We start from the raw sequence: 23,480 nt of genomic DNA, 5'->3' as shown, positions 1-23,480 counted from the left end.
GCTGTCATGGCGAAGATCCTGAAGTTCGACGAGGACGCCCGTCGCGCCCTCGAGCGCGGCGTCAACAAGCTTGCCGACACGGTCAAGGTGACGATCGGCCCCAAGGGCCGCAACGTCGTCATCGACAAGAAGTTCGGCGCTCCCACCATCACCAACGACGGCGTGACCATCGCCCGTGAGGTCGAGGTCGAGGACCCGTTCGAGAACCTCGGCGCCCAGCTGGTGAAGGAGGTGGCGACCAAGACCAACGACATCGCGGGTGACGGCACCACCACCGCCACCGTGCTCGCCCAGGCGCTGGTACGCGAGGGCCTGAAGAACGTCGCCGCGGGCGCCTCCCCGGCCCTGCTGAAGCGGGGCATCGACGCCGCCGTCGCCGCCGTCTCCGAGGACCTCCTCGCGACCGCGCGCCCGATCGACCAGAAGTCCGACATCGCCGCCGTCGCCGCGCTGTCCGCCCAGGACCAGCAGGTCGGCGAGCTCATCGCCGAGGCGATGGACAAGGTCGGCAAGGACGGTGTCATCACCGTCGAGGAGTCCAACACCTTCGGTCTGGAGCTGGACTTCACCGAGGGCATGGCCTTCGACAAGGGCTACCTGTCGCCGTACTTCGTGACGGACCAGGAGCGCATGGAGGCCGTCCTGGAGGACCCGTACATCCTCATCAACCAGGGCAAGATCTCCTCCATCGCCGACCTGCTGCCGCTGCTGGAGAAGATCATCCAGAGCAACGCCTCCAGGCCGCTGCTGATCATCGCCGAGGACGTCGAGGGCGAGGCCCTGTCGACCCTGGTCGTCAACAAGATCCGCGGCACCTTCAACGCGGTCGCGGTCAAGGCCCCCGGCTTCGGTGACCGCCGCAAGGCGATGCTGCAGGACATCGCGATCCTCACCGGCGCCACGGTCATCTCCGAGGAGGTCGGCCTCAAGCTCGACCAGGTCGGCCTCGACGTGCTCGGCTCCGCCCGCCGCGTCACCGTCACCAAGGACGACACCACGATCGTCGACGGCGCCGGCAAGTCCGAGGACGTCCAGGCCCGCATCGCCCAGATCAAGGCCGAGATCGAGAACACCGACTCCGACTGGGACCGCGAGAAGCTCCAGGAGCGTCTCGCGAAGCTGGCCGGCGGCGTGTGCGTCATCAAGGTCGGCGCCGCCACCGAGGTGGAGCTGAAGGAGAAGAAGCACCGTCTGGAGGACGCCATCTCCGCGACCCGCGCCGCGGTCGAGGAGGGCATCGTCTCCGGTGGTGGCTCCGCGCTCGTCCACGCCGTGAAGGTCCTCGAGGACAACCTCGGCAAGACCGGCGACGAGGCCACCGGTGTCTCCGTGGTCCGAAGGGCCGCCGTCGAGCCGCTGCGCTGGATCGCCGAGAACGCCGGCCTGGAGGGTTACGTCATCACCTCCAAGGTCGCCGAGCTCGAGAAGGGCCACGGCTTCAACGCCGCCACCGGCGAGTACGGCGACCTGGTCAAGGCCGGCGTCATCGACCCGGTCAAGGTCACCCGCTCCGCCCTGGAGAACGCCGCCTCCATCGCCTCCCTCCTGCTCACGACCGAGACCCTGGTCGTCGAGAAGAAGGAAGAGGAGGAGCCGGCCGCGGCCGGCCACGGGCACGGCCACGCCCACTGAGTGAGCGGCTCCCAGGACGACGCACGAGGGCCCGGCACCCCCGCCACGGGGGTGCCGGGCCCTCGCCGCACCCTGCCCGGTGCGACCCCGGCCCAGGACGCGACGCTCACCCCTCGGACCGACAAAGGCCCCGCCCCGTCCTCAGGACGGGAGCGGGGCCTTCCCCTTCGCGGTCATGCGCCGAGTACCCCCAACTGCTCCATCAGTCCCGCGCGGTCGTAGATCCAGTGGCCCTCGCGGATGCGGCCGTCCCGGAAGCGCTGCCAGGTCATGCCCTGCATCCTCACGTCCTGGCCGGTCGGCGGGATGCCCAGGAACTCGCCCTTGTGGTGGCCCGTCAGGGTCCAGCGGCTGCACACCCGCTCGCCCTCGGCCACCTGGTCGTCGATGCGGAACGTGAAGTCGAAGGCGCCGTACCAGCCCTCCAGCACCGCCCGCATCCCGTCCAGGCCCTGGACGGGGCGCGGGGAGGACGGGTCGTGGTCGACGTAGTCGTCCGTGAGGTGCTCGATGATGTGCTCCGGGGGCCTGCGGCCCAGCGCCGTGAAGAAGGCGCGCGCGGTGAGGACGTTCACCTGCTCGTCCCGCACCACGTCCAGGTCGGTGAAGACCGGCGGCCCGTCGCACAGCGCCACCATCTCCTCGTAGATCCGCCCGGTCTCGGGGAGGTGGGAGTTGCGCATCGCCTCGTCGTACGACGGGAACTCCACGATCTCCACGAAGTGCGAGGCGTCGGACCGGTCCCGGGCGATGACGTCGTGCGTGGCCGTCCGCTTCCCCCTGGTCTGCTCGACCCACCTGTCCATCAGCCGGTTCATCTCGTCGAACCGGTCCGTCCTGCAGTCGATGAGCTGTAGGAAGGTCATGACGCCGGCGCCTCCCGGTCCTCCTGGGTGCGGCTGGACAGCATCATTCTCCTCGCCGGGGCCGCCCGGCGCCTCCCGCCGGGACCGCCCGCTACTGCGGCCCGTACTTGCGGCCCGTCCGCGACGAGATCGTGCCGAGCATGCCCCGCGGCACCAGCTTCGCCGCGCCCAGCAGCACCTTGTAGCGCGGGTCCGGGACGGACAGCGTCCGCCCCCGCGCCAGGTCCTCCAGCGCGGCGGCCGCCACCTTGTCGGCGTCCAGCCACATCCACCCGGGGATGTTGTCCGTGCCCATGCCCGCGCGCTCGTGGAACTCGGTCCGTACGAACCCCGGGCACAGCGCCATCAGCCGCACCCCGCTCCCGGCCAGGTCCCGCGCCGCGCCCTGGGTGAACTGCACGACCCACGCCTTGGACGCGCCGTACGTCCCGCGCGGCACGAAGGCGGCCACCGAGGCGACGTTCACGACACCGCCCCGGCCCCGCTCGCGCATCGCCCCGGCCGCCGCCGAGGTCAGCCGCAGCACCGCCTCGCAGTGCACCTTCAGCATCCGCAGCTCGTCGGCCATGGACACGTCGAGGTAGCGGCCCTTGTTGCCGAACCCCGCGTTGTTGATCAGCAGGTCGACCGGGTTGCGGCGGTCGCCGAGGCGGGCGGCGACCGACTCGATGCCGGAGTCCTCGGCGAGGTCCGCCGTCAGCACCTCCGCCTCGACGCCGTGCCGGTCGTGCAGTTCGGTGGCCTGCTCGCGCAGCCGCTCGGTGTCCCGGGCCACCAGGACGAGGTCATGTCCGTCGGCGGCCAGCCGTCGCGCGAACGCGGAGCCCAGGCCCGCCGTCGATCCCGTGATCAATGCCGTTGTCATGGCGCAAGGTTAGTGACCCGGACCGGCCCGTTCCGCTCCGCGGCCGCCCGGCGGGCCATCGGCCGCGGCCGTACCCGGCGGCAACCCGCTCCCGCGGCCCTTCACGCGGCGTCGCGTCAGGACCCGTGCGTCGCCACGTACTTCCTCGCCGTCCGCACCGCCTCCGGGTGCAGCCACTCGGCCGCGGCCAGGACGCGCGGCAGCAGCGTCCGCTCGGTCGTGACCGCCCGGAACTGGAACGCCACCGTCACCTCGTGGTCCGGCCGGTGGACGATCTCGATCGCGTCGCCCGCCCGGATCTCTCCCGGCTCGATCACCCGCAGATACGCCCCCGGCGCGGCCTGTGCCGTGAACCGCTTGACCCACTGCCGTTCACCCAGATGGCCCTGGAAGGTGCGGCAGGGGATACGGCCGCTCGTGACCTCCAGCAGCAGATCGGGCCCCACCCGCCAGCGCTCGCCGATCAGCGCCCCGGAGACGTCCACCCCGGACGTCGTGAGGTTCTCGCCGAACACGCCGTTGCGCAGCGGGCGCCCCAGCTCGCGCTCCCAGGCGTCGAGGTCCTCCCGCGCCACCGCGTACACGGCCTGGTCGTCTCCGCCGTGATGCTGCCTGGCGCACACCGCGTCCCCGGCCAGACCGCTCCCGCCGACGCCCTTCGCGCCGGGTGCCGTCACCCGCACCGGGCCCTCGACGGGGCGCTTGTCGATGCCGGTCACACCCTCGGCATGGTCCGTGTACGGCACCGCCTGAGGGCGGCCGAGATTGACTGACAGAAGCTTCATGGCGGCACGGTAGGCGACCGGTGGTCAAAGTGTCGATGCGATATTCGGTGCGCTCTCCAAGCGCGGCTTATGCTCGATGACGTGCTCGAAGCCCGTCACCTCCGTGTCCTGCGCGCCGTCGCGACCACCGGCTCCTTCTCGGCGGCCGCCCGCGAGCTGGGCTGCACCCAGCCCGCCGTGAGCCAGCAGATGAAGGCGCTGGAGACGGCCGTCGGCACCCCGCTGCTGATCCGCACCGGGCGCGCGATGCGGCTGACCCAGGCCGGCGAGGCGCTCGTGCGGCACGCCACCGGCATCCTGGCCGGACTGACCGCCGCCGAGGAGGAGGTCGCCGCCATCGCCGGTCTGCGCGCCGGACGGGTCCGGCTCGTCTCCTTCCCCAGCGGCAGCTCCACCCTCGTCCCGACGGCCCTCGCCGCCCTGCGCGCCGCCCACCCCGGCACCCGTGTCTCCCTGGAGGAGGCCGAGCCGCCGAAGTCGGTCGAGATGCTGCGCGAGGGCGACTGCGACGTGGCCCTGGCCTTTCGGTACGAGAGCGCCGCCGGCGTCGAGGAATGGGACGACCTCGTGGTCCGCCCGCTGCTCACCGACCGCCTGGTCGGGCTGGTCCCGGAGCGGCACCGGCTCGCCCGCGCGGCGTCACCGGCGTCGGTCGCCATCGGCGATCTGGCGGCCGAGCCGTGGATAGCCGGGTGTCCCCGCTGCCGCGGTCAGCTGGTCGAGGTGTGCGCGAGCGCCGGCTTCACCCCGCGCATCGACTTCGCCACCGACGACTACCCGGCGGTGGTCGGCCTGGTCGGCGCCGGTCTCGGCGTGGCGGTCCTGCCCCAGCTGGCCGTGGAGTCCGTACGGCCGCGGGGCGTGCGCGTGGTGGCCCTGGAGCCGGCGGTCCGCCGCGAGATCGTCGCCCTCACGCTGCCGGACCTCGCCCAGGTGCCGGCCGTGGCCGCGACCCTGGACCAGCTCGCCCGCGCCGCCGGAGGCCCGGGGGAGCCCCGGGCATGAGAGAGGGCACGCAGTGCGTGCCCTGATCGGAGAAACGTTCCTTCAGCGGTCTGGACCCGCGTCCCCGCCGGTGGTCGACGCCGACACCAGCCGGTTGCGTGCCCGCCCCATGAGCTCTTCGCGCTCGTCCTCGGTCAAGCCGCCCCATACGCCGTACGGTTCGCGTACCGCCAGCGCGTGCGCCGCGCACTGTGCGCGCACGGGGCACCTCATGCAGACCTCCTTGGCCGAGTTCTCTCGAGCGCTCCGGGCCGCCCCGCGCTCGCCCTCCGGATGGAAGAAGAGGGAGCTGTCCACCCCGCGGCATGCAGCCAGCAGCTGCCAGTCCCACAGGTCCGCGTTCGGTCCGGGAAGGCGGGAGAAATCTGCCATTGCGTGACCCCTTGTAGCCGTTCTGGGCGGATACGGTGTCTACGACCGTACATCTACGATCTAAGAAGATGAAAATATGACTCATTGCGAATCTAGCCCCAAACGCTGTGAAACAGGAAGAAAAAGGGCTAAATGGGGCACCGCTTGTGATGAAACGGGGAGGGTCCGCCCCGCATGTGTGCCCTGTATCCGCCCCCTCACGTAGAGTGCTGAAGACGACACATGCCCCCGTAACTCTTTCGAGTGACCGTCGTTGAGAGGGCGGAGGCGGTTGAAAGAAGAAGCGCTCGGGCAGGCGTCCGAGACGGTCGACCGCACAGGTGACATTTCGTACCAGCCTGGAGGCTCAAGGTGACGTGCATCAGCTGCGGAGGGCGGCCATGACATCCGTCCTCGTCTGCGACGACTCCCCGCTTGCCCGAGAAGCGCTCCGTCGCGCGGTCGCGACCGTGCCCGGCGTCGAGCGCGTGACGACGGCGGCCAACGGCGAGGAAGTCCTCCGCCGCTGGGGGGCCGACCGCTCGGACCTGATTCTGATGGACGTACGCATGCCCGGACTGGGCGGCGTCGAGACGGTCCGGCGGCTGCTGTCCGCCGACCCCGGTGCGCGCATCATCATGCTCACCGTCGCCGAGGACCTGGACGGCGTGGCCCTCGCGGTCGCCGCCGGTGCCCGCGGCTATCTGCACAAGGACGCCTCCCGCGCGGAACTGCGCGCGACGGTGACGCAGGCACTGGCCGACCCGACCTGGCGGCTCGCCCCGCGCCGGCTGCGCTCCGCCGAGATGGGCGCCGCGCCGACGCTGACCGCACGGGAGATCCAGGTGCTGGAGGGCATGAGCCACGGCCGCTCCAACGCCGAGATCGGCCGCGAGCTCTTCCTGTCCGAGGACACCGTGAAGACCCACGCCCGCCGGCTGTTCAAGAAGCTCGGCGCCTCGGACCGGGCCCACGCGGTGGCGCTCGGGTTCCGATGGGGCCTGGTGCGCTGAGCGTCCCGCCGTGGGGCCGGCGTCGCATCGCCGGTGACCCCGGGTTCGTCGTGGCTGGTCGCGTGCGCGCGGCACGGCCGCACCATGTCTCGGCCCGCGCCCCCGTGGGGGCGCGGCTTCGAGGCCGGGCAACGGGTCCGGTCGGTGCCCGGTGCTCGTTTCGCCGCGGATGCCGCATCCTTGAGGTGTGGAGTCTCTCGGGGACGAGTCGGTCGAGCGGAAGGGGAGGGCGCAGGAGATGAGTTCCGGCGCACCTGCTCATAACGCTTCGGTGCACAACGACGGCCGCGATGCCGCGGACGCCGCGGCCGCAGGGCACCATGGACCGATGCGCGACGACGAGGCGGCTCACGCCGCAGGGGCGATCGGTGCACTCGTCCATCGCGCGGTGGACGGGGACGAGCAGGCCACCCACGACCTTCTCGCGCATGTCCACCCGCTGGCCCTGCGGTACTGCCGCACCCGGCTGTCCCGCCTGCCGGGGGACGCCCGGCACTTCGTCGAGGACCTCGCCCAGGAGGTCTGCGTCGCCGTCCTGCTGGCGCTGCCGCGCTACAAGGACACGGGCCGCCCCTTCGAGGCGTTCGTCTTCGCCATCGCCGCGCACAAGGTCGCGGACCTCCAGCGTGCGGCGATGCGGCACCCCGGCTCCACGGCCGTCCCCTCGGACGAGATGCCCGAGCGGCCGGACGACTCGCTGGGCCCCGAGGAGCGCGCGCTGCTGAGCAGTGACGCCGAGTGGGCCAAGAAACTCCTGGCCAACCTGCCCGAGAACCAGCGGGAGCTGCTGCTGCTGCGGATCGCGGTGGGGCTGACCGCGGAGGAGACCGGCCAGATGTTGGGAATGTCACCCGGGGCCGTCCGGGTCGCCCAGCACCGGGCCCTGAGCAGACTGCGGGCACTCGCCGAGCAGTAGTCCCGTCGGGTGAACGGGCATTGCCCGGATTCCGTACGAACATACGAAGCCGACGGCCGCCCGGAACCGTGGAATTTGCCACGGCGGCTTCCCGTTAGCATGGACATCCGCACCGATCAAGGCCATTTGGGGAAGGTGTCATGACTGCCAACGTCGACGGAGTGCCCGCCAAATTCGCGACACTCGGGCTTACCTACGACGATGTGCTGCTGCTGCCGGGCGCCTCCGAGGTCCTGCCCAACGCGGTCGACACCTCGTCCCGCATCTCCCGCAATGTACGGGTCAACATTCCCCTGCTCTCCGCCGCCATGGACAAGGTCACCGAGTCCCGCATGGCGATCGCGATGGCCCGCCTGGGCGGCGTCGGTGTGCTGCACCGCAATCTCTCCGTGGAGGACCAGGTCAACCAGGTCGACCTGGTGAAGCGGTCCGAGTCCGGCATGGTCACCGACCCCATCACGGTGCACCCGGAGGCGACCCTCGGCGAGGCGGACGCCCTGTGCGCCAAGTTCCGCATCAGCGGCGTCCCGGTCACCGACCCGGCCGGCAAGCTGCTCGGCATCGTCACCAACCGCGACATGGCTTTCGAGTCGGACCGCTCCCGCCAGGTGCGCGAGGTCATGACCCCGATGCCGCTGGTCACGGGCAAGGTCGGCATCTCCGGCGTCGAGGCCATGGAGCTGCTGCGCAGGCACAAGATCGAGAAGCTGCCGCTGGTCGACGACCAGGGCACCCTCAAGGGCCTGATCACGGTCAAGGACTTCGTCAAGGCCGAGAAGTACCCCAACGCCGCGAAGGACGCCGAGGGCCGCCTCCTGGTCGGTGCCGCCGTCGGCGCCAGCCCCGAGGCGCTGGAGCGGGCGCAGGCGCTCGCCGAGGCGGGGGTGGACTTCCTCGTCGTGGACACCTCGCACGGCCACAACAGCAACGCCCTCAGCTGGATGTCGAAGATCAAGTCCAGCGTCTCCGTCGACGTGATCGGCGGCAACGTCGCCACCCGCGACGGCGCGCAGGCCCTGATCGACGCCGGTGTCGACGGCATCAAGGTCGGTGTCGGACCGGGCTCCATCTGTACGACCCGTGTCGTCGCCGGTATCGGCGTCCCGCAGGTCACCGCCATCTACGAGGCCTCCCTCGCCGCCCGCCCCGCCGGCATCCCGCTGATCGGCGACGGCGGCCTGCAGTACTCCGGTGACATCGGCAAGGCGCTCGCCGCCGGTGCCGACACCGTGATGCTGGGCTCGCTGCTCGCGGGCTGCGAGGAGTCCCCCGGCGAGCTGCTCTTCATCAACGGCAAGCAGTTCAAGTCCTACCGCGGCATGGGCTCGCTCGGCGCCATGCAGTCCCGCGGCCAGGGCAGGTCGTACTCGAAGGACCGCTACTTCCAGGCGGAGGTCTCCTCCGACGACAAGCTGGTGCCCGAGGGCGTCGAGGGCCAGGTGCCCTACCGCGGCCCCCTGGCCAACGTGCTCCACCAGCTCGTCGGCGGTCTGCGCCAGACCATGGGCTACGTCGGCGCGGCCACCATCGACGAGATGGAGTCCAAGGGCCGCTTCGTCCGCATCACCTCGGCGGGTCTGAAGGAGAGCCACCCCCACGACATCCAGATGACGGTCGAGGCGCCGAACTACAGCAACAAGTAGCCGCCGGCTCCCGCGACAGGGCGGCTCCGGACGTATCCGGGGCCGCCCTCGTCGTGCCCGTCGGCGATACTGGAAGACGCTGCAACGCATCAGGGAAAGGCCACAGACGTGACTGAGATCGAGATCGGGCGCGGCAAGCGCGGCCGCCGGGCGTACGCCTTCGACGACATCGCCGTCGTCCCCAGCCGCCGTACGCGGGACCCGAAGGAGGTCTCGATCGCCTGGCAGATCGACGCCTACCGCTTCGAGCTGCCGTTCCTGGCCGCCCCCATGGATTCGGTCGTCTCCCCGGCCACCGCCATCCGCATCGGCGAGCTCGGCGGCCTCGGCGTGCTGAACCTCGAGGGCCTGTGGACCCGGTACGAGGACCCGCAGCCGCTGCTCGACGAGATCGCCGAGCTGCCCACGGAGGCCGCCACCCGCCGCCTCCAGGAGGTCTACGCCGCTCCGATCAAGGAGGAGCTGATCGGGCAGCGCATCAAGGAGGTGCGGGACTCCGGCGTCGTCACGGCCGCCGCGCTCTCTCCGCAGCGCACCGCCCAGTTCTCCAAGGCGGTCGTCGACGCGGGCGTCGACATCTTCGTCATCCGCGGCACGACGGTCTCCGCGGAGCACGTCTCGTCCTCGCACGAGCCGCTGAACCTGAAGCAGTTCATCTACGAGCTCGACGTCCCGGTGATCGTCGGCGGCTGCGCCACCTACACCGCGGCCCTGCACCTGATGCGCACCGGCGCGGCCGGCGTCCTGGTCGGCTTCGGCGGCGGCGCCGCGCACACCACACGCAACGTCCTCGGCATCCGCGTCCCGATGGCCACGGCGGTCGCGGACGTGGCCGCGGCGCGGCGCGACTACATGGACGAGTCCGGCGGCCGGTACGTCCACGTCATCGCGGACGGCGGAGTCGGCTGGTCCGGCGACCTCCCCAAGGCGATCGCCTGCGGCGCCGACGCCGTGATGATGGGCTCCCCGCTGGCCCGTGCCACGGACGCGCCGGGGCGCGGCTGCCACTGGGGCATGGAGGCCGTGAACGAGGAGCTGCCGCGGGGCCAGAAGGTCGACCTGGGCACGGTCGGCACGATCGAGGAGGTCCTGACGGGCCCCTCGCACACCCCCGACGGCTCCATGAACTTCTTCGGCGCCCTGCGCCGCGCCATGGCCACGACCGGCTACAGCGAGCTCAAGGAGTTCCAGCGGGTCGAGGTCACGGTGGCGGACTCCCAGCACCAGCGCTAGCCGACACCCGTACGCCCGGAGGGGCCGGTCGCCCGAGCGGCGACCGGCCCCTTTCGCATGCGCTGAGCGCCACCCGGGCCACCGGCCGCGGGTCGGCGTCCGCCTGTGCTGTGCGCCCCTCCTCACAACCGGTGCGCCGCCCCTGTGGGGGCCGCGCCCCGGGTGTCGAGGAGTAGCTGGGCCTTCACCGACAGGCCCTGGAGGTCGTAGGTGCGGTGCTGCTGGAGCAGGATCGTCAGGTCGGCGTCGGCGGCGGCCTCGTAGAGGGAGTCGGCGCGGGGGACCGGGCGGTCCAGGACGCTCCAGGACGGCACGTACGGGTCGTGGTAGCTGATGGACGCGCCCAGTTCCAGCAGGCGGACGGCCACCTCCTGGGCGGGGGTGGACTGCTGGTCGGCGAGGTCCGGCTTGTACGTGACGCCGAGGAGGAGGATGCGGGCGCCGCGCGCGGACTTGCCGTGCTCGTTGAGCAGGGTGGCGGCGCGCTGGACGACGTAACGGGGCATCTGGCTGTTGACCTGCTGAGCCAGTTCGACCATGCGCAGGGAACGGCCCGTGTGGGCGGTCAGTCCCTGCGGTACGGCGTGCCCGCCGACGCCGGGGCCGGGACGGAACGCCTGGAAGCCGAAGGGCTTGGTCTCCGCGCAGCGCACGACGTCCCACAGGTCGACACCCAGGTCGTGGCAGAGCACGGCCATCTCGTTGACGAGGGCGATGTTCACATGCCGGAAGTTGGTCTCCAGCACCTGCACGGTCTCCGCCTCGCGCAGGCCCCGCGCGCGGACCACCTTGTCGGTGAGGCGGCCGTAGAAGGCGGCCGCGGACTCGGTGCAGGCGGGGGTGAGGCCGCCGATCACCTTGGGGGTGTTGGCGGGATGGAAGTCGCGGTTGCCGGGGTCGACGCGGCTGGGCGAGTAGGCCAGGTGGAAGTCGCGGCCGGCGCACATCCCCGAGCCCTCCTCGAGCAGGGGCCGCAGCACGCTCTCCGTCGTGCCGGGCGGGACCGGCGACTCCAGGATGACCGTCGAGTGCGGCCGCAGCCGGGCCGCGAGGGCGCGCGCGGCGGCCTCCACCTCGCTCAGGTCCAGCGTGCCGTCCGCCCCGAGCGGCGTCGGCGAGCAGATGACGGCGGTGCGGACCCGGCCGAGGTCGGCCGGGCCGGTGGCGTGCCGGAAGCCCCCCGAGAGCATCCGGCGCAGTTCGGCGGGACTGAGAGAGGCGGCCTCCGGACCGGTGCGGTAACCGAGTGTGGGGATGCCGGCGGCGACGGCGGCCTTGGCCAGGGGCAGGCCGTACGGGCCTAGTCCGATGACGGCGAGATCTGCGGGCATACGTGGGCCGTCCTTCCCAGTAACCGACATGGGGCTGGTGCGCAACCCCGGTGGACAGGACGAGGGAGCGCAATGTCAGACTAGGAGTAAATATGACCGATTTGCCGCATTGAATGATCGCGTTTCCGGGAGTGTTGTCCACAAGCCGGGGTACATGGTGGCCGAACTCGGGCAACCCGGTCAGAATTCTGGGCAGGGGGAACGAGACGGGCTTCGCCCCACGGGTGCGGCTTACCGACCGATCATCGGGAGGCAGCGGTGAGGACAGCGACACTGGGGCCGGAGGAGCGGGCCGCGTCCCTGGCGGACATGACCGAGCACGAGCTGGACCTGCTGGTCGTGGGCGCCGGAGTGGTCGGCGCGGGCACGGCTCTCGACGCGGCGACCCGCGGACTCTCCACCGGGCTGGTCGAGGCCCGCGACTGGGCGTCCGGCACCTCCAGCCGGTCCAGCAAGCTCATCCATGGCGGCCTGCGCTATCTGGAGATGCTCGACTTCGCCCTCGTCCGGGAGGCCCTGAAGGAGCGCGGGCTGCTCCTGGGGCGGCTGGCCCCGCACCTGGTGAAGCCGGTGCCGTTCCTGTACCCCCTGCAGCACAGGGGCTGGGAGCGCCTGTACGCGGGCGCGGGCGTCGCCCTCTACGACGCGCTGTCGATGGCCAGCGGCTATGGCCGGGGCCTGCCCGTGCACCGGCACCTGACCCGCCGTCAAGCCCTGCGCGTGGCCCCCGCCCTGAAGAAGGACGCACTGGTCGGCGCCCTGCAGTACTACGACGCCCAGATGGACGACGCCCGCTATGTGGCCACCCTGGTGCGGACCGCGGCGGCCTACGGTGCGAAGGTCGCCAACCGCGCGCGGGTCACCTCGTTCCTGCGGGAGGGCGAGCGCGTCGTCGGGGTCCGCGTCCAGGACGCCGAGGGCGCCGGGGAGTACGAGATCCGTGCCAAGCAGGTCGTCAACGCCACCGGGGTGTGGACCGACGACACCCAGGCGATGGTCGGGGAGCGCGGCCAGTTCCACGTCCGCGCCTCCAAGGGCGTCCACCTGGTCGTGCCCAAGGACCGCATCCACTCCACGACCGGGCTGATCCTGCGCACCGAGAAGTCCGTGCTGTTCGTCATCCCCTGGGGGCGGCACTGGATCGTCGGCACCACCGACACCGACTGGGACCTCGACAAGGCGCACCCGGCGGCGTCCAGCGCCGACATCGACTATGTGCTCGACCATGTGAACTCGGTGCTGGCGGTCCCCCTGACCAGAGCCGACGTCGAAGGCGTGTACGCGGGACTGCGTCCGCTGCTCGCCGGTGAGTCCGACGCCACCAGCAAGCTCTCGCGCGAGCACACCGTCGCCCACCCCGTGCCGGGCCTCGTCGTCGTGGCCGGCGGCAAGTACACGACCTACCGCGTGATGGCCAAGGACGCCGTGGACGCGGCGGTGCACGGCCTCGACATGCGGGTCGCGGAGTGCGTGACGGAGGACATCCCGCTGCTGGGCGCCGAGGGCTACCGCGCCCTGTGGAACGCCCGGGCGCGCCTCGCGGAGCGGACGGGTCTTCATGTGGTGCGCGTGGAGCACCTGTTGAACCGGTTCGGGTCGTTGACCGAGGAGATCCTGGAGCTCATAGCCGCCGACCCGGCCCTCGGTGAACCGCTCCAGGCCGCCGACGACTATCTGCGGGCCGAGATCGTCTACGCCGCCTCCCACGAGGGCGCGCGGCATCTGGACGACGTCCTGACCCGGCGCACCCGCATCTCCATCGAGACCTTCGACCGGGGCACCCGGAGCGCCCGCGAGGCGGCCGAGTTGATGGCGCCGGTGCTGGGCTGGGACGCGGAGCAGATCGAGCGGGAGGTCGAGCACTACCACAAGCGCGTGGAGGCCGAACGCGAGTCGCAGCGCCAGCCCGACGACCTGACCGCGGACGCGGCCCGTCTGGGAGCGCCGGACATCGTGCCGCGGTAGGGGAGGGGGCCGGGCCCGAAGTCGCCCTCCCTCCGCACGTCGTGGGCGGTCCGGCCACTCCGGCCGGCGCCGCCCCACCGTGCGGGGGGAGCGCGCGGTTCGGAGGGCTCCGCCTCCCTGGGCTCCCGGCGCCCGGGTGCATTCGAACAACTTGCGGCACGAGGGGCACCCTGGGCGTCGGGCGCTTGTCGGGTGAGGGACAATGAAGGCTCTGTCAGGGCGGGTTGTATGAGGGGACGCATGTCGGAGGCGGAGCGGGCGGGCACATCTCGTCAGGAGACTCGTCAGGACGACCACGAGCGTCTCCTCGCGGGGCGGTATCGGTTGGGAGGCGTGCTCGGCAGGGGCGGCATGGGCACGGTGTGGCGTGCCGTCGACGAGACGCTCGGGCGGACCGTCGCCGTCAAGGAGCTGCGCTTCCCGTCGAACATCGACGAGGAGGAGAAGCGGCGGCTCATCACCCGCACGCTGCGCGAGGCCAAGGCGATCGCCCGGATCCGGAACAACAGCGCGGTCACGGTGTACGACGTGGTCGACGAGGACGACCGGCCCTGGATCGTGATGGAGCTCGTCGAGGGCAAGTCGCTCGCCGAGGTCATCCGGGAGGACGGCCTGCTGGAGCCCAGGCGGGCGGCCCAGGTCGGCCTGGCCGTGCTGGACGTCCTGCGCTCCGCGCACCGCGAGGGCATCCTGCACCGTGACGTGAAGCCGTCCAACGTGCTGCTGGAGTCCGGCACGGACCGGGTCGTGCTCACCGACTTCGGGATCGCCCAGGTCGAGGGCGACCCGTCCATCACGTCGACCGGCATGCTCGTCGGCGCCCCCTCCTACATCTCCCCGGAGCGGGCGCGCGGCCACAAGCCGGGCCCCGCCGCCGACCTGTGGTCGCTCGGCGGTCTGCTGTACGCGTCCGTCGAGGGCGTGCCGCCGTACGACAAGGGCTCCGCGATCGCGACGCTCACGGCCGTGATGACCGAGCAGCTGGAGGAGCCGAAGAACGCCGGACCGCTGCGGGACGTCATCTACGGCCTGCTCACCAAGGACCCCGAGAAGCGCATCGACGACGCCCGTGCGCGGGCGATGCTCAACGCCGTCATCCGGGCGCCGCGGACCGACTCCGCCGCCGAGGCGCCGGACGCGACCAAGGTCGTACCGCTGCCGTCGCAGTCCGACGCGCCGTCGCGCAAGGGGCGTTCGGGCGCCGGTTCCGCCGGCAAGAAGGCCGAGGAGGCCGGGGACCGGCTGCGCGGAGCGCTGCGCTCGGTGCGCAAGGCCGCGGTCGGCGCAGGGGCGGCCGAAGCGGCGCGCACCGCGTCCGGCGAGGGGAAGGCCGGGGCCGACGCGGCCACCGGGTCGCCCTCGGCGACGACCGGTAACTCCGCGTCCACCGAGGCGAGTTCCTCCGAGAAGGACGCCAGGACGGCCGGCGACGCCGGTTCGGGGCCGAGTTCCGGCTGGCCCGTGATGACGCCGCCGGACCTGCCCGCGCGGCCCGTCCAGCGGGCACCGCTGACCGACGTCGTCCCGAAGCGGACGCTGCTGGTCGTCGCGGTCGTCGCGGTCGTCGTCCTGGTCGCCGTCCTCGGTGTGGTGCTGGCGCTGACGCTGGGCGACGACGGCGGTTCCGAGGCCTCGGGGAACGGCGGAAGCTCCTCGGCCGCGTCGAAGGAGACCCCCGGCACCAAGCGCGACGACGAAGGCGGCACGGACCGCGGGGACGACGAGTCCAAGCCCACGGCGGGCCAGGACTCCGGCTCCGGCAAGGGCGGCGGGACCGAGCCGAGCGCCGGGTCGAGCGCGACCGCCGGCGGTGACGGCGGTGACGGACAGGGCTCCGGCGGCGCCGGGGTGGAGTCCACCCACAAGGGCGGCCAGGGATACTCGATCGGGCTGCCGAAGGGCTGGAAGTTCCAGTCCACGGGCTCGGCCGGCGACCGGTTCACCGGGCCGGACGGGCAGAAGCTGCTCGTGGCCTGGACGTCGACGCCCAAGGGCGACCCGGTGGCGGACTGGAAGAGCCAGGAGCGCTACATGGTGCGCTCCCAGTACAAGAAGATCCGCATAGAGCAGGTGGACTACCGCGGCTGGAACGCCGCCGACTGGGAGTTCACCTACGTCGAGGGCGGTACGAAGTACCGCACGATCGACCGTGGGTTCGTCGTGAACGACCGTGCCGGGTACGCCCTGATGTACACGGCGAAGGCCGCGGACTGGGACAGCGATCTGCGCAAGGGCACATGGAAGGCGCTCACGGGCACGTTCGAGCCGAAGGGGTGAAGCGGCGGCCTCCCCTCCGGGGGGAGGCCACGGGTATTGCGCCGTGAGATACGGGAACCTCTCTTTGCGAGTTGCCTCCGGCACGTATCGTGAAAGCTTGCGGACCGTACGCATCCCTTCAGACGTCCGGAACGCGACACGAGGCGAACGGAATTGACCGACCGGGCGGCCGGGGGAGGCAACGTGGACGACTACGCGGGCCGGGTGCTCGCCGACCGCTACCGCCTGCCGCTGCCGCCCTCCGACACGTACGAACTCACCGAGAGCCGCGCCTTCGACACCTACAGCGGACAGGAAGTCCTGGTCCGGCAGGTGCCGTTGCCCGAGGTCGTCGAGGCCGAGGTGCTCGACGCCGAAGGGCTGCCCGACGGTTTCACCGCCCGGGACGCGCGGGCCCGCGACACCGGCCGCCGGCCCGCCGACCCCGCCGTGCGCCGCGCGGTCGAGGCCGCCCAGGCCGCTGCCCGCATCCCCGACCACCCCCGCCTCGACCAGGTCTTCGACGTGTTCGCCGAGGGCGGTTCGCTGTGGATAGTCAGCGAGCTGGTGGCGGCCCGGCCGCTCGCCGCGCTGCTCGCCGAGCAGCCTCTGTCGCCGTACCGGGCGGCCGAGGTGGCCTCCGACGTCCTCATGGCGCTGCGCGTCCTGCACGCCCACGGCTGGGTGCACCGCAACATCACCGCCCGTACGGTCCTGGTCTGCGACGACGGCCGGGTAATGCTCACCGGGCTCGCGGCCGGCGCCGCCGAGGAGGCGCTGTGCGGCTACGACCCGGTGCCTCCCGAGGACGGTGACGACCCGGGCCCGGCACCCGCCGCGGGCACCGGCCCCACCGGCTCCGTCCCCCGCCCGGACACCGACCCCGAGGCGGCCCGGCGGGCCGCCATAGAGGCGCGCACGAACGGGACCCGGCCGGTCCCCGGCGCCGACGGCCCCGGCCCGGCACCGGGCGGCGTCCTGGAGAGCGGCACCGACATCCGGGCCGCCCGGGCCGGAGCGATCGCCGCCTACCGGGCGGGCGCCCGTGCCGCGGCCCGGGTGCAGGAGGCCCAGCAGAGCGAACGCGCCGCCCTGCCCGGCGCCCGCACCGCCCCGGAGGGCCGGACGCCGCAGGCGTACCTCTCCGGCAGCGGCGGCAGCACACCGCCGGGGCAGATCGCCGACCCGTACGGGGTGCGGGCCGCCTCGTGGCAGGGCGTGGTTCCCCGCCCCGGGACCGGGCGCGCCCCCACCGACGCCGACAGCGGCCGTGCGGCGCTCCCGCCCGCGAGCTCCCAGCCGGGCTTCGCCCCACGGGACGACAGCGCGCCCGCCGCGGACGGCCCGGCGGGGACCCGGGGCGTCCTGCCCCCGGCGCGTTCCGGGACCCGCTGGGACGAACTGGTGTCCGGTGCCGCCGCCCGCAAGGGGCCCGGCACCGCGCTGGCCGCCGAGCGGGCCCGGCAGGCCAGGATGGCCGTCGTCGGGCCCGTCACCGAGCGGTGGGCGCCGGAGCAGGCCGGGCCCGTCCACGAGAACTGGCAGCTGGCCGCGCCGATCGGGCCGGCGACCGATCTGTGGGCGCTCGGCGCGCTGCTCTTCCGGGCCGTGCAGGGGCACGCGCCGTACCCGGAGGAGTCGACGGCCGAGCTGGTGCAGATGGTGTGCGCCGAACCGCCCGCGTTCGCCGAGGAGTGCGGCCCGCTGCGCCCCGTCGTGGAGTCGCTGCTGCGTCAGGACCCGACCGAGCGGCCCGACTTCGAGGAGCTGCGCGGCTGGCTGCGTTCCCTCGTGCGGTCGGCGCCCGAACCGGAGGCCGGCGCACATGTCGTCGCCGCCCCACCGGTCGACCCGAACCGCCTGCCGATCGTGCGGCGCCGTGGCGAGCTGGTGCGCAGACGGCGGGCCCGGCTGCCCGCCCACCAGGGCCGGCACAAGCGGGCCCGCCAGGAGGCGCGTTCACCGCGCCGGCTCGGCCGCACCCTGCTGCTGCTCGTCCTGCTCGGCCTGGCCGCGGCGATCGCGTACGCCATGCTGTTCATGCCCAAGGACGACCGGGACGGCGGCGCCGGCGCGGACACCGGGCGCACCCCCGCCGCGGGCCAGGCGCCGTCCGAGCGGTCCGCCGAGGCGAGCAGCGAGCCGCGCCCGGAGCAGACCTCTCCGACGCCCGGCGACGGCTCCTCGGAGTCGGCCGGGTCCGACGAGACGCAGACCACCGGGCCCGACGTCCCGGACGGCTTCACCGTCCGCAAGGACCCGGCCGGCTTCGAGGTCGCCGTGGCCAACGGCTGGAGCCGCAGCGGCGGCAGCGGGCGCGGGCAGGTCGTCTACGCGCACGGCGACTTCGACCTGATCGTCGTGGCCGGCCGGGACACCGCGAAGCAGTTCGGTGGCGATCCGATGGTCTACCAGCGGGAGCACGAACGGGAGTTGCAGCCGTACCGGGACTCCAGCTGGGCCTCCTCGGGCGGGCTGAAGGCCATTCAGGTCGGCGAACGCACGATGGCCGAGGGGCAGTTCACCTGGACCGACGGCCAGGGACGCGAACTGTTCGTGCGGAACCTGGCGATCCTCGCCGACGGGCGGTACCACGTGGTCCAGGTGCGGGGGCCGGAGGCCGAGCGGGACGAGGTCACACGGCTGTTCGAGCAGGCGTCGACGACATACCGCATCACCAGGTGAGGCGGCCCGAAAACCGTGGGTGACAACGGCGTTGGGGTTGCCTCGGCGAGTGGAACGCGAGAACTGTCACAGTGCGGTCTCCTTGGCACCCCCACGGTTCCGGTCGGATGGCCCGGTCCCTAACCTGACCCTGTCAAGAACATTGCGGGGCAACGTGAATAAGATGCAGGGCCAGCTCGTCTCGGGCCGCTACCGGCTCACCGAGGCCATCGGCAGCGGCGGTATGGGCCGCGTCTGGCGTGCGCACGATGAGGTGCTCCACCGGGCCGTGGCGATCAAGGAACTCACCGCCGCGCTCTACGTCTCCGAGAACGACCAGGAGCGGCTGCTCGCCCGGACGCGGGCCGAGGCACGGGCCGCCGCGCGCATCAACCACTCCGCCGTGGTGACCGTGCACGACGTCCTGGAGCACGACGGGCGCCCGTGGATCGTGATGGAGCTGATCGAGGGCCGCTCGCTGGCCGACGCGGTCAAGGAGGAGGGGCGCGTCGAGCCCGCCGAGGCCGCACGGATCGGGCTGTGGGTGCTGCGGGCGCTGCGTGCCGCGCACACCGCCGGCGTCCTGCACCGCGACATCAAGCCCGGCAACGTCCTGCTCGCCGACGACGGCCGCGTCCTGCTCACCGACTTCGGCATCGCCCAGATCGAGGGCGACACGACGATCACCCGCACCGGAGAGGTCGTCGGCTCCGTCGACTATCTGGCGCCCGAACGCGTCCGCGGGCACGACCCGGGTCCGGCGTCGGACCTGTGGGCGCTCGGCGCCACGCTCTTCACGGCGGTCGAGGGCCGCTCGCCCTTCCGCCGGACCTCTCCGCTGAGCACGATGCAGGCGGTCGTCGAGGAGGACGCGGGGGAGCCCCATCAGGCCGGGCCCCTGGGTCCCGTCATCACCGCCCTGCTGCGCAAGGATCCGGGCACCCGGCCCGACGCCGCCGAGGCGGAGCAGATGCTGGCCGAGGCGGCGGAGGGCCGGCGGCCCAGCGGGGCGCAGGCCTATGTGCCCACCCAGCACAACCGGTACGAGCCGGAGGTGCGCCTCGCCCCCGACCAGGCCGGTGTCCACAGCGCCACGCCGTACCCCCCGACCACCGGGCCGACGGCGTTCGGCCCGCCCGTCGGGGCCGCCCCGGCCGCCCCCGCGCCCCGGCGGCGCCGGCTGCGCTCGGTCGCCCTGGTCGTCGCCCTCGCCGCCGTCATCGGCGGGGGGACGGCCGTGGTGCTGCAGAAGTGGGGCCCCGGCAGCGGCAGTTCGTCCGTCGGCTCCGCGCCCCCGTCCTCGCCCGCCCCGAAGGAATCGGCCACCGAGGGGGTGGGGGCGGACGTGAGCGGAGTGCCGGCCTCCTGGAGGCGCGTCGACGACCCCCTGGGCTTCAGCCTGTACCTGCCGAAGGGCTGGGACCGGAAGGTGGTCGGCGAGGAGGTCGACGGGCTCCAGCAGGTCGACTACTCGCCGGACGGCGGGGAGCACTTCGTCCGGATCTCCGTCGACACCTCACCCGACTTCGCGACCGCCCACGACCACTTCGTCGACCTGGAGCAGCAGGTCAAGGAGCGGCTCATCGGGTACCGGCTCCTGTCCCTGAAGGAGAACCTCTACCGCGACCGCGCGGGCTCCCTGTGGGAGTACACCTGGGACGCGCAGCCCAAGGACACGCCCTTCCCCGGGCCGCGCCGCGCCATCGACCAGGGGTACATCGACCGGGACGGCACCGAGTACGCGATCTACATGTCCGCGCCGCAGAAGGACTGGGCCGAGGCCCGCGCGCGGTTCTCGGCGGTGCTGCGGGGCTGGCGCACGGGATCCTGACCCGTCGGTGCCCCGCGCGGTCGGCGGCTTTTGACGTGCTTTGCTGCTGTGCACAGTTGGCCGATCGGTGCCCGGAGCCCGGGCCTCCGGTGGGGCATCATGAGTCGCATGGGGACCGAGGGGGCCAACTTCCGTGTGATCGCGGGGCGTTACCGTCTCGAGGCGAAGGTCGGCCGTGGTGGCATGGGCGTCGTCTGGCAGGCGACCGACCAGTTGCTCGGGCGACGGGTGGCCGTGAAGGAGATCCCGGTCGACGAGACGCTCACCGCGTCCGAGGCGCGGCGGCAGCGCGCGCTGTGGCTGCGCGAGGCCCAGGCGGTGGCGCAGTTGCGGCACCCGCATGTGATCGTCGTCCACGACGTGATCGAGGAGCACGAACGCCCGTACATCGTCATGGAGCTGATCGACGGCGAGTCGCTGGCCGACCGGCTCGCCGCGCACGGCCCGGTGGACGCCCGCGAGGCCGCCCGGATCGGCGCCGACCTGCTGGACGCGCTGCGCACCGCGCACGCCGCCGGGGTGGTGCACCGGGACATCACCCCGGCCAACGTGCTGGTGGAGAGCGGCACCGAGCGGGTCGTCCTCACCGACTTCGGCATCGCCCGCGTGCCCGGCACCGGCACGCTCACCGAGTCCGGGTCGTTCGTGGGGTCGCCCGAGTACACCGCGCCCGAGCGGATGTCCGGGGCGCGGACCGGTCCGGCCTCCGACCTGTGGTCGGTGGGGGCGCTGCTGTGCGCGCTGCTGAGCGGCGAGTCGCCCTTTCGGCGCGACTCGCTGAGCGGGACCGTGCTGGCCGTGGTCTCCGACGACGTACGGCCGCCCGCGCAGGCGGCGCCGATCCTGCCCGTCGTCCGGGGACTGCTGGAGCGGGACCCCGCCGCCCGGCTGGACGCGGCGGAGGCGGAGCGGATGCTGCGGGAGTTCCTGGTGACCGGCGAGGATCTGGTGCCGAAACGGTTCAGCAGCCGGGCGGAGCGGCCGTGGACCACCCACAAGGTCGTGGCGGCCGTGGTGCTGGCCGCCGTGGCGGCGGTGGCGGGGGCATCGGCGGCGGTGCTGCTGGCCGACGGGGGCGGCGGACACGACGTACCGACCAGCTCGGCGAGCCCGCCGGCGGGGACGGCCGGTACGGGGCGGCCGCCCGGCGGGCCCACCGCGTCCCACGGCTCTCCCGCACCGGCGTCCCCCTCACCCGCCTCCTCCTCACCCGCGTCCCCGTCGGCCGACGCCTCTTCGCCCGGGACGAACCGGAGATAAGGAGCGACCCGCGTCACGGCTCTGTGACCGAGGACGCCGTCCCTGGATCCCCGGCCGCCCGGCGCGATATGGATGGATCCATGAGCGACAACGGGGGATTCCCGGAACGGGCCGACGAGCCGACGAGTTTTGAACTGCAACCTCCGCGGCCGGCGCCGCTCGCCCATGTGCCGCACCCGGACAACCCCTACGCGGCCCCCGCCGCGCCCGTGCCGCAGCAGTCGGCCCCCACCACGCGGTCCGGTGCGCCCGGCGGACCGGCACCCTCCGCCCGGCCCGCCGCGTCCCCGCCGGAGCCCGGCACCGGCCGGCTGATCGCGGGCCGCTACCGGCTGCTCGCCAAGCTCGGGCACGGCGGCATGGGCACCGTCTGGCGCGCCAAGGACGAGACGGTGGACCGCGAGGTCGCGGTGAAGGAACCCCGCGTACCGGACCACCTTCCCGAACGGGAACGCGCCAACGCCTTCGAGCGGATGCGCCGCGAGGCGCGCGCCGCCGCCCGGCTCGACCACCCGGCCGTCGTGAACGTGCACGACGTCGCCGTCGTGGACGGCCGGCCGTGGATCGTCATGGAACTGGTGCGGGGCCGCTCGCTCGGTGACGCCCTTCAGGAGGGCACCCTCGACGCCCGGGACGCGGCGCGGATCGGCCTGGAGGTGCTCGGCGCCCTGGAGGCCGCGCACGCCGCGGGCGTCCTGCACCGGGACGTCAAGCCGGACAACGTCCTGCTCGGCCGTCACGACCGGGTCGTGCTCACCGACTTCGGCATCGCCCAGATCGAGGGCGAGACCAATCTGACCGACACCGGAGGCTTCGTCGGCTCGCCGGAGTACATCGCGCCCGAGCGGGTGCTGGGCCAGCGCCCGGGCCCGGCCAGCGACCTGTGGTCGCTCGGGGTCGTCCTGTACGCGGCGACGGAGGGTGTCTCGCCGTTCCGCCGCAGCAACACCCCCGCGACGCTGCAGTCCGTTCTCAACGCCGAGCCCGCGGCGCCCGCCGCCGCGCGCGGCCCGCTCGCCGAGGCCATCAACGGCCTGCTCCAGAAGGACCCGGCGCGGCGCCCGAACGCCGCGCGGACCCGCGCCCTGCTGGAGCGGGCGGCCAACCCGCCGGAGCCGGCCGTCACCCAGCCCGTGCGGCTCCCGGAGAGCGTGCGACGGGGTGTCGTGCTGGGGCCGAGGACGCTGCTCGGCATCGCGGCGGCGGCGGTCGTGGCCGCGGTGACGGCGTACCTGGTGATCGCCGACCCGTTCGCCGGGCCGGTGCCGGACGGCTGGGAGACGCACCAGGAGAAGGCCCTCGGCGCGACGCTGCTGGTGCCGGACGAGTACAAGCGGACCGTGCCCGAGAAGACGGACGACGACCACTGGGTCACGTACACCGACCCGAGCGGTGCCGTCTGGATCAGCCTGGGGCTGGAGAAGAAGGCCGAGGACTCCGGCAACGAGATCGCCGGGTCCGCCGCGGCCGAGATGTACGACGACGACGGCGACTTCAAGCAGAGCGGCGACTACGAGGTCGGCATGCCGCAGAACCCGCGGACCGAGCCCAGGGAGACCACGTACCAGGGCAGGAAGTCCGCCGAGAACACGATCACGTACACCACCACCGACAGCCAGAACCCCCGGCCGCGCCTGCTGCGCATCTTCTACTACAGGACCTCCGCGGGCGACATGTACAAGCTGTCGGTCGGCTACCCCGGCAAGGGCGACTTCACGGCGCGCGGACGCGAGGTGGCGCAGACCGCGATCGACCACCTGGAGATCGGCAAGCTCTGAACGGCGAGGCGGCCGCCCACGCGGGGCGGCCGCCTCCGGTACCCGTGACCGACTCGAGACCGAGCGCTCCGGCACGGTCACGGCAA

17 protein-coding genes are annotated in these 23,480 nt (G+C 72.7%); 12 read left to right on the top strand and 5 right to left on the bottom strand.

Annotated features, from left to right (window positions below; genetic code table 11):
- Positions 1-6: 6 nt before the first annotated feature.
- The gene (groL, locus tag ABZ899_RS19905; RefSeq protein WP_361347641.1) at positions 7-1,632 is read left to right on the top strand and encodes a chaperonin GroEL; all 1,626 of its coding nucleotides are present in this window, start codon (positions 7-9) and stop codon (positions 1,630-1,632) included.
- 173 nt (positions 1,633-1,805) lie between these two features.
- On the opposite strand, the gene ABZ899_RS19900 is transcribed toward groL, so the two are convergent.
- The 3 genes from ABZ899_RS19900 to ABZ899_RS19890 form a co-directional block, all read right to left on the bottom strand.
- Positions 1,806-2,498 carry an ester cyclase gene (locus ABZ899_RS19900; RefSeq protein WP_361347639.1) on the bottom strand — a complete coding sequence of 231 codons (693 nt, stop codon included), beginning with the start codon at positions 2,496-2,498 and terminating at the stop codon, positions 1,806-1,808.
- Between the two features lie 91 nt (positions 2,499-2,589).
- A complete protein-coding gene (locus ABZ899_RS19895) occupies positions 2,590-3,363 on the bottom strand; it encodes an SDR family oxidoreductase (protein WP_361347637.1) in 774 nt (257 codons plus the stop codon).
- A 116-nt stretch (positions 3,364-3,479) separates the two neighbouring features.
- Positions 3,480-4,148, bottom strand: coding sequence for an MOSC domain-containing protein (locus tag ABZ899_RS19890; RefSeq protein WP_361347634.1), 669 nt, complete (start codon positions 4,146-4,148; stop codon positions 3,480-3,482).
- 81 nt (positions 4,149-4,229) lie between these two features.
- On the opposite strand from ABZ899_RS19890, the gene ABZ899_RS19885 reads away from it, so the two are divergent.
- Positions 4,230-5,153, top strand: a complete 924-nt coding sequence (locus ABZ899_RS19885) for a LysR family transcriptional regulator (protein ID WP_361347631.1) — start codon at positions 4,230-4,232, stop codon at positions 5,151-5,153.
- A gap of 42 nt (positions 5,154-5,195) precedes the next feature.
- Here the strand turns inward: ABZ899_RS19885 and ABZ899_RS19880 are convergent, their stop codons facing one another.
- Complete coding sequence (locus ABZ899_RS19880; RefSeq protein ID WP_055622497.1) at positions 5,196-5,525, bottom strand: WhiB family transcriptional regulator; 330 nt, start codon at positions 5,523-5,525, stop codon at positions 5,196-5,198.
- A gap of 380 nt (positions 5,526-5,905) precedes the next feature.
- On the opposite strand from ABZ899_RS19880, the gene ABZ899_RS19875 reads away from it, so the two are divergent.
- From ABZ899_RS19875 to ABZ899_RS19860, 4 genes are all read left to right on the top strand, one after another.
- On the top strand, positions 5,906-6,517 hold the full coding sequence (locus ABZ899_RS19875) for a response regulator transcription factor (RefSeq protein WP_003948568.1): 612 nt from the start codon (positions 5,906-5,908) through the stop codon (positions 6,515-6,517).
- A gap of 328 nt (positions 6,518-6,845) precedes the next feature.
- Entirely contained in the window at positions 6,846-7,433 is a 588-nt protein-coding gene (locus ABZ899_RS19870; protein ID WP_055622496.1) for a sigma-70 family RNA polymerase sigma factor, read from the top strand.
- A 140-nt stretch (positions 7,434-7,573) separates the two neighbouring features.
- Positions 7,574-9,076: an IMP dehydrogenase gene (gene guaB, locus ABZ899_RS19865; RefSeq protein ID WP_361347627.1), complete on the top strand. Its 1,503-nt coding sequence runs from the start codon at positions 7,574-7,576 to the stop codon at positions 9,074-9,076.
- Between the two features lie 108 nt (positions 9,077-9,184).
- Positions 9,185-10,309 (top strand): GuaB3 family IMP dehydrogenase-related protein, encoded by a 1,125-nt coding sequence (locus ABZ899_RS19860; protein ID WP_361347625.1) that lies wholly within the window; start codon positions 9,185-9,187, stop codon positions 10,307-10,309.
- 122 nt (positions 10,310-10,431) lie between these two features.
- Here the strand turns inward: ABZ899_RS19860 and ABZ899_RS19855 are convergent, their stop codons facing one another.
- Positions 10,432-11,640: a nucleotide sugar dehydrogenase gene (locus tag ABZ899_RS19855; protein WP_361347623.1), complete on the bottom strand. Its 1,209-nt coding sequence runs from the start codon at positions 11,638-11,640 to the stop codon at positions 10,432-10,434.
- A gap of 258 nt (positions 11,641-11,898) precedes the next feature.
- Between ABZ899_RS19855 and ABZ899_RS19850 the strand changes: the two genes are divergently transcribed.
- From ABZ899_RS19850 to ABZ899_RS19825, 6 genes are all read left to right on the top strand, one after another.
- Complete coding sequence (locus tag ABZ899_RS19850; protein ID WP_361347620.1) at positions 11,899-13,605, top strand: glycerol-3-phosphate dehydrogenase/oxidase; 1,707 nt, start codon at positions 11,899-11,901, stop codon at positions 13,603-13,605.
- A 240-nt stretch (positions 13,606-13,845) separates the two neighbouring features.
- On the top strand, positions 13,846-15,882 hold the full coding sequence (locus ABZ899_RS19845; protein ID WP_361347618.1) for a serine/threonine-protein kinase: 2,037 nt from the start codon (positions 13,846-13,848) through the stop codon (positions 15,880-15,882).
- Positions 15,883-16,065: 183 nt separating this feature from the next.
- Complete coding sequence (locus ABZ899_RS19840) at positions 16,066-18,546, top strand: protein kinase (RefSeq protein WP_361347616.1); 2,481 nt, start codon at positions 16,066-16,068, stop codon at positions 18,544-18,546.
- Between the two features lie 163 nt (positions 18,547-18,709).
- Positions 18,710-20,356 carry a serine/threonine-protein kinase gene (locus ABZ899_RS19835; protein ID WP_361347613.1) on the top strand — a complete coding sequence of 549 codons (1,647 nt, stop codon included), beginning with the start codon at positions 18,710-18,712 and terminating at the stop codon, positions 20,354-20,356.
- Between the two features lie 108 nt (positions 20,357-20,464).
- Complete coding sequence (locus ABZ899_RS19830) at positions 20,465-21,616, top strand: serine/threonine-protein kinase (protein ID WP_361347610.1); 1,152 nt, start codon at positions 20,465-20,467, stop codon at positions 21,614-21,616.
- Positions 21,617-21,696: 80 nt separating this feature from the next.
- Positions 21,697-23,394, top strand: coding sequence for a serine/threonine-protein kinase (locus tag ABZ899_RS19825; RefSeq protein WP_361347607.1), 1,698 nt, complete (start codon positions 21,697-21,699; stop codon positions 23,392-23,394).
- The last annotated feature ends 86 nt before the right edge of the window (positions 23,395-23,480 follow it).

This window comes from Streptomyces sp. NPDC046859, assembly GCF_040645135.1.
In the GTDB taxonomy this organism is placed as follows: domain Bacteria; phylum Actinomycetota; class Actinomycetes; order Streptomycetales; family Streptomycetaceae; genus Streptomyces.
Note: the sequence above shows the minus strand (reverse complement) of the source record. Positions and strands in the feature narration are given on the sequence as shown.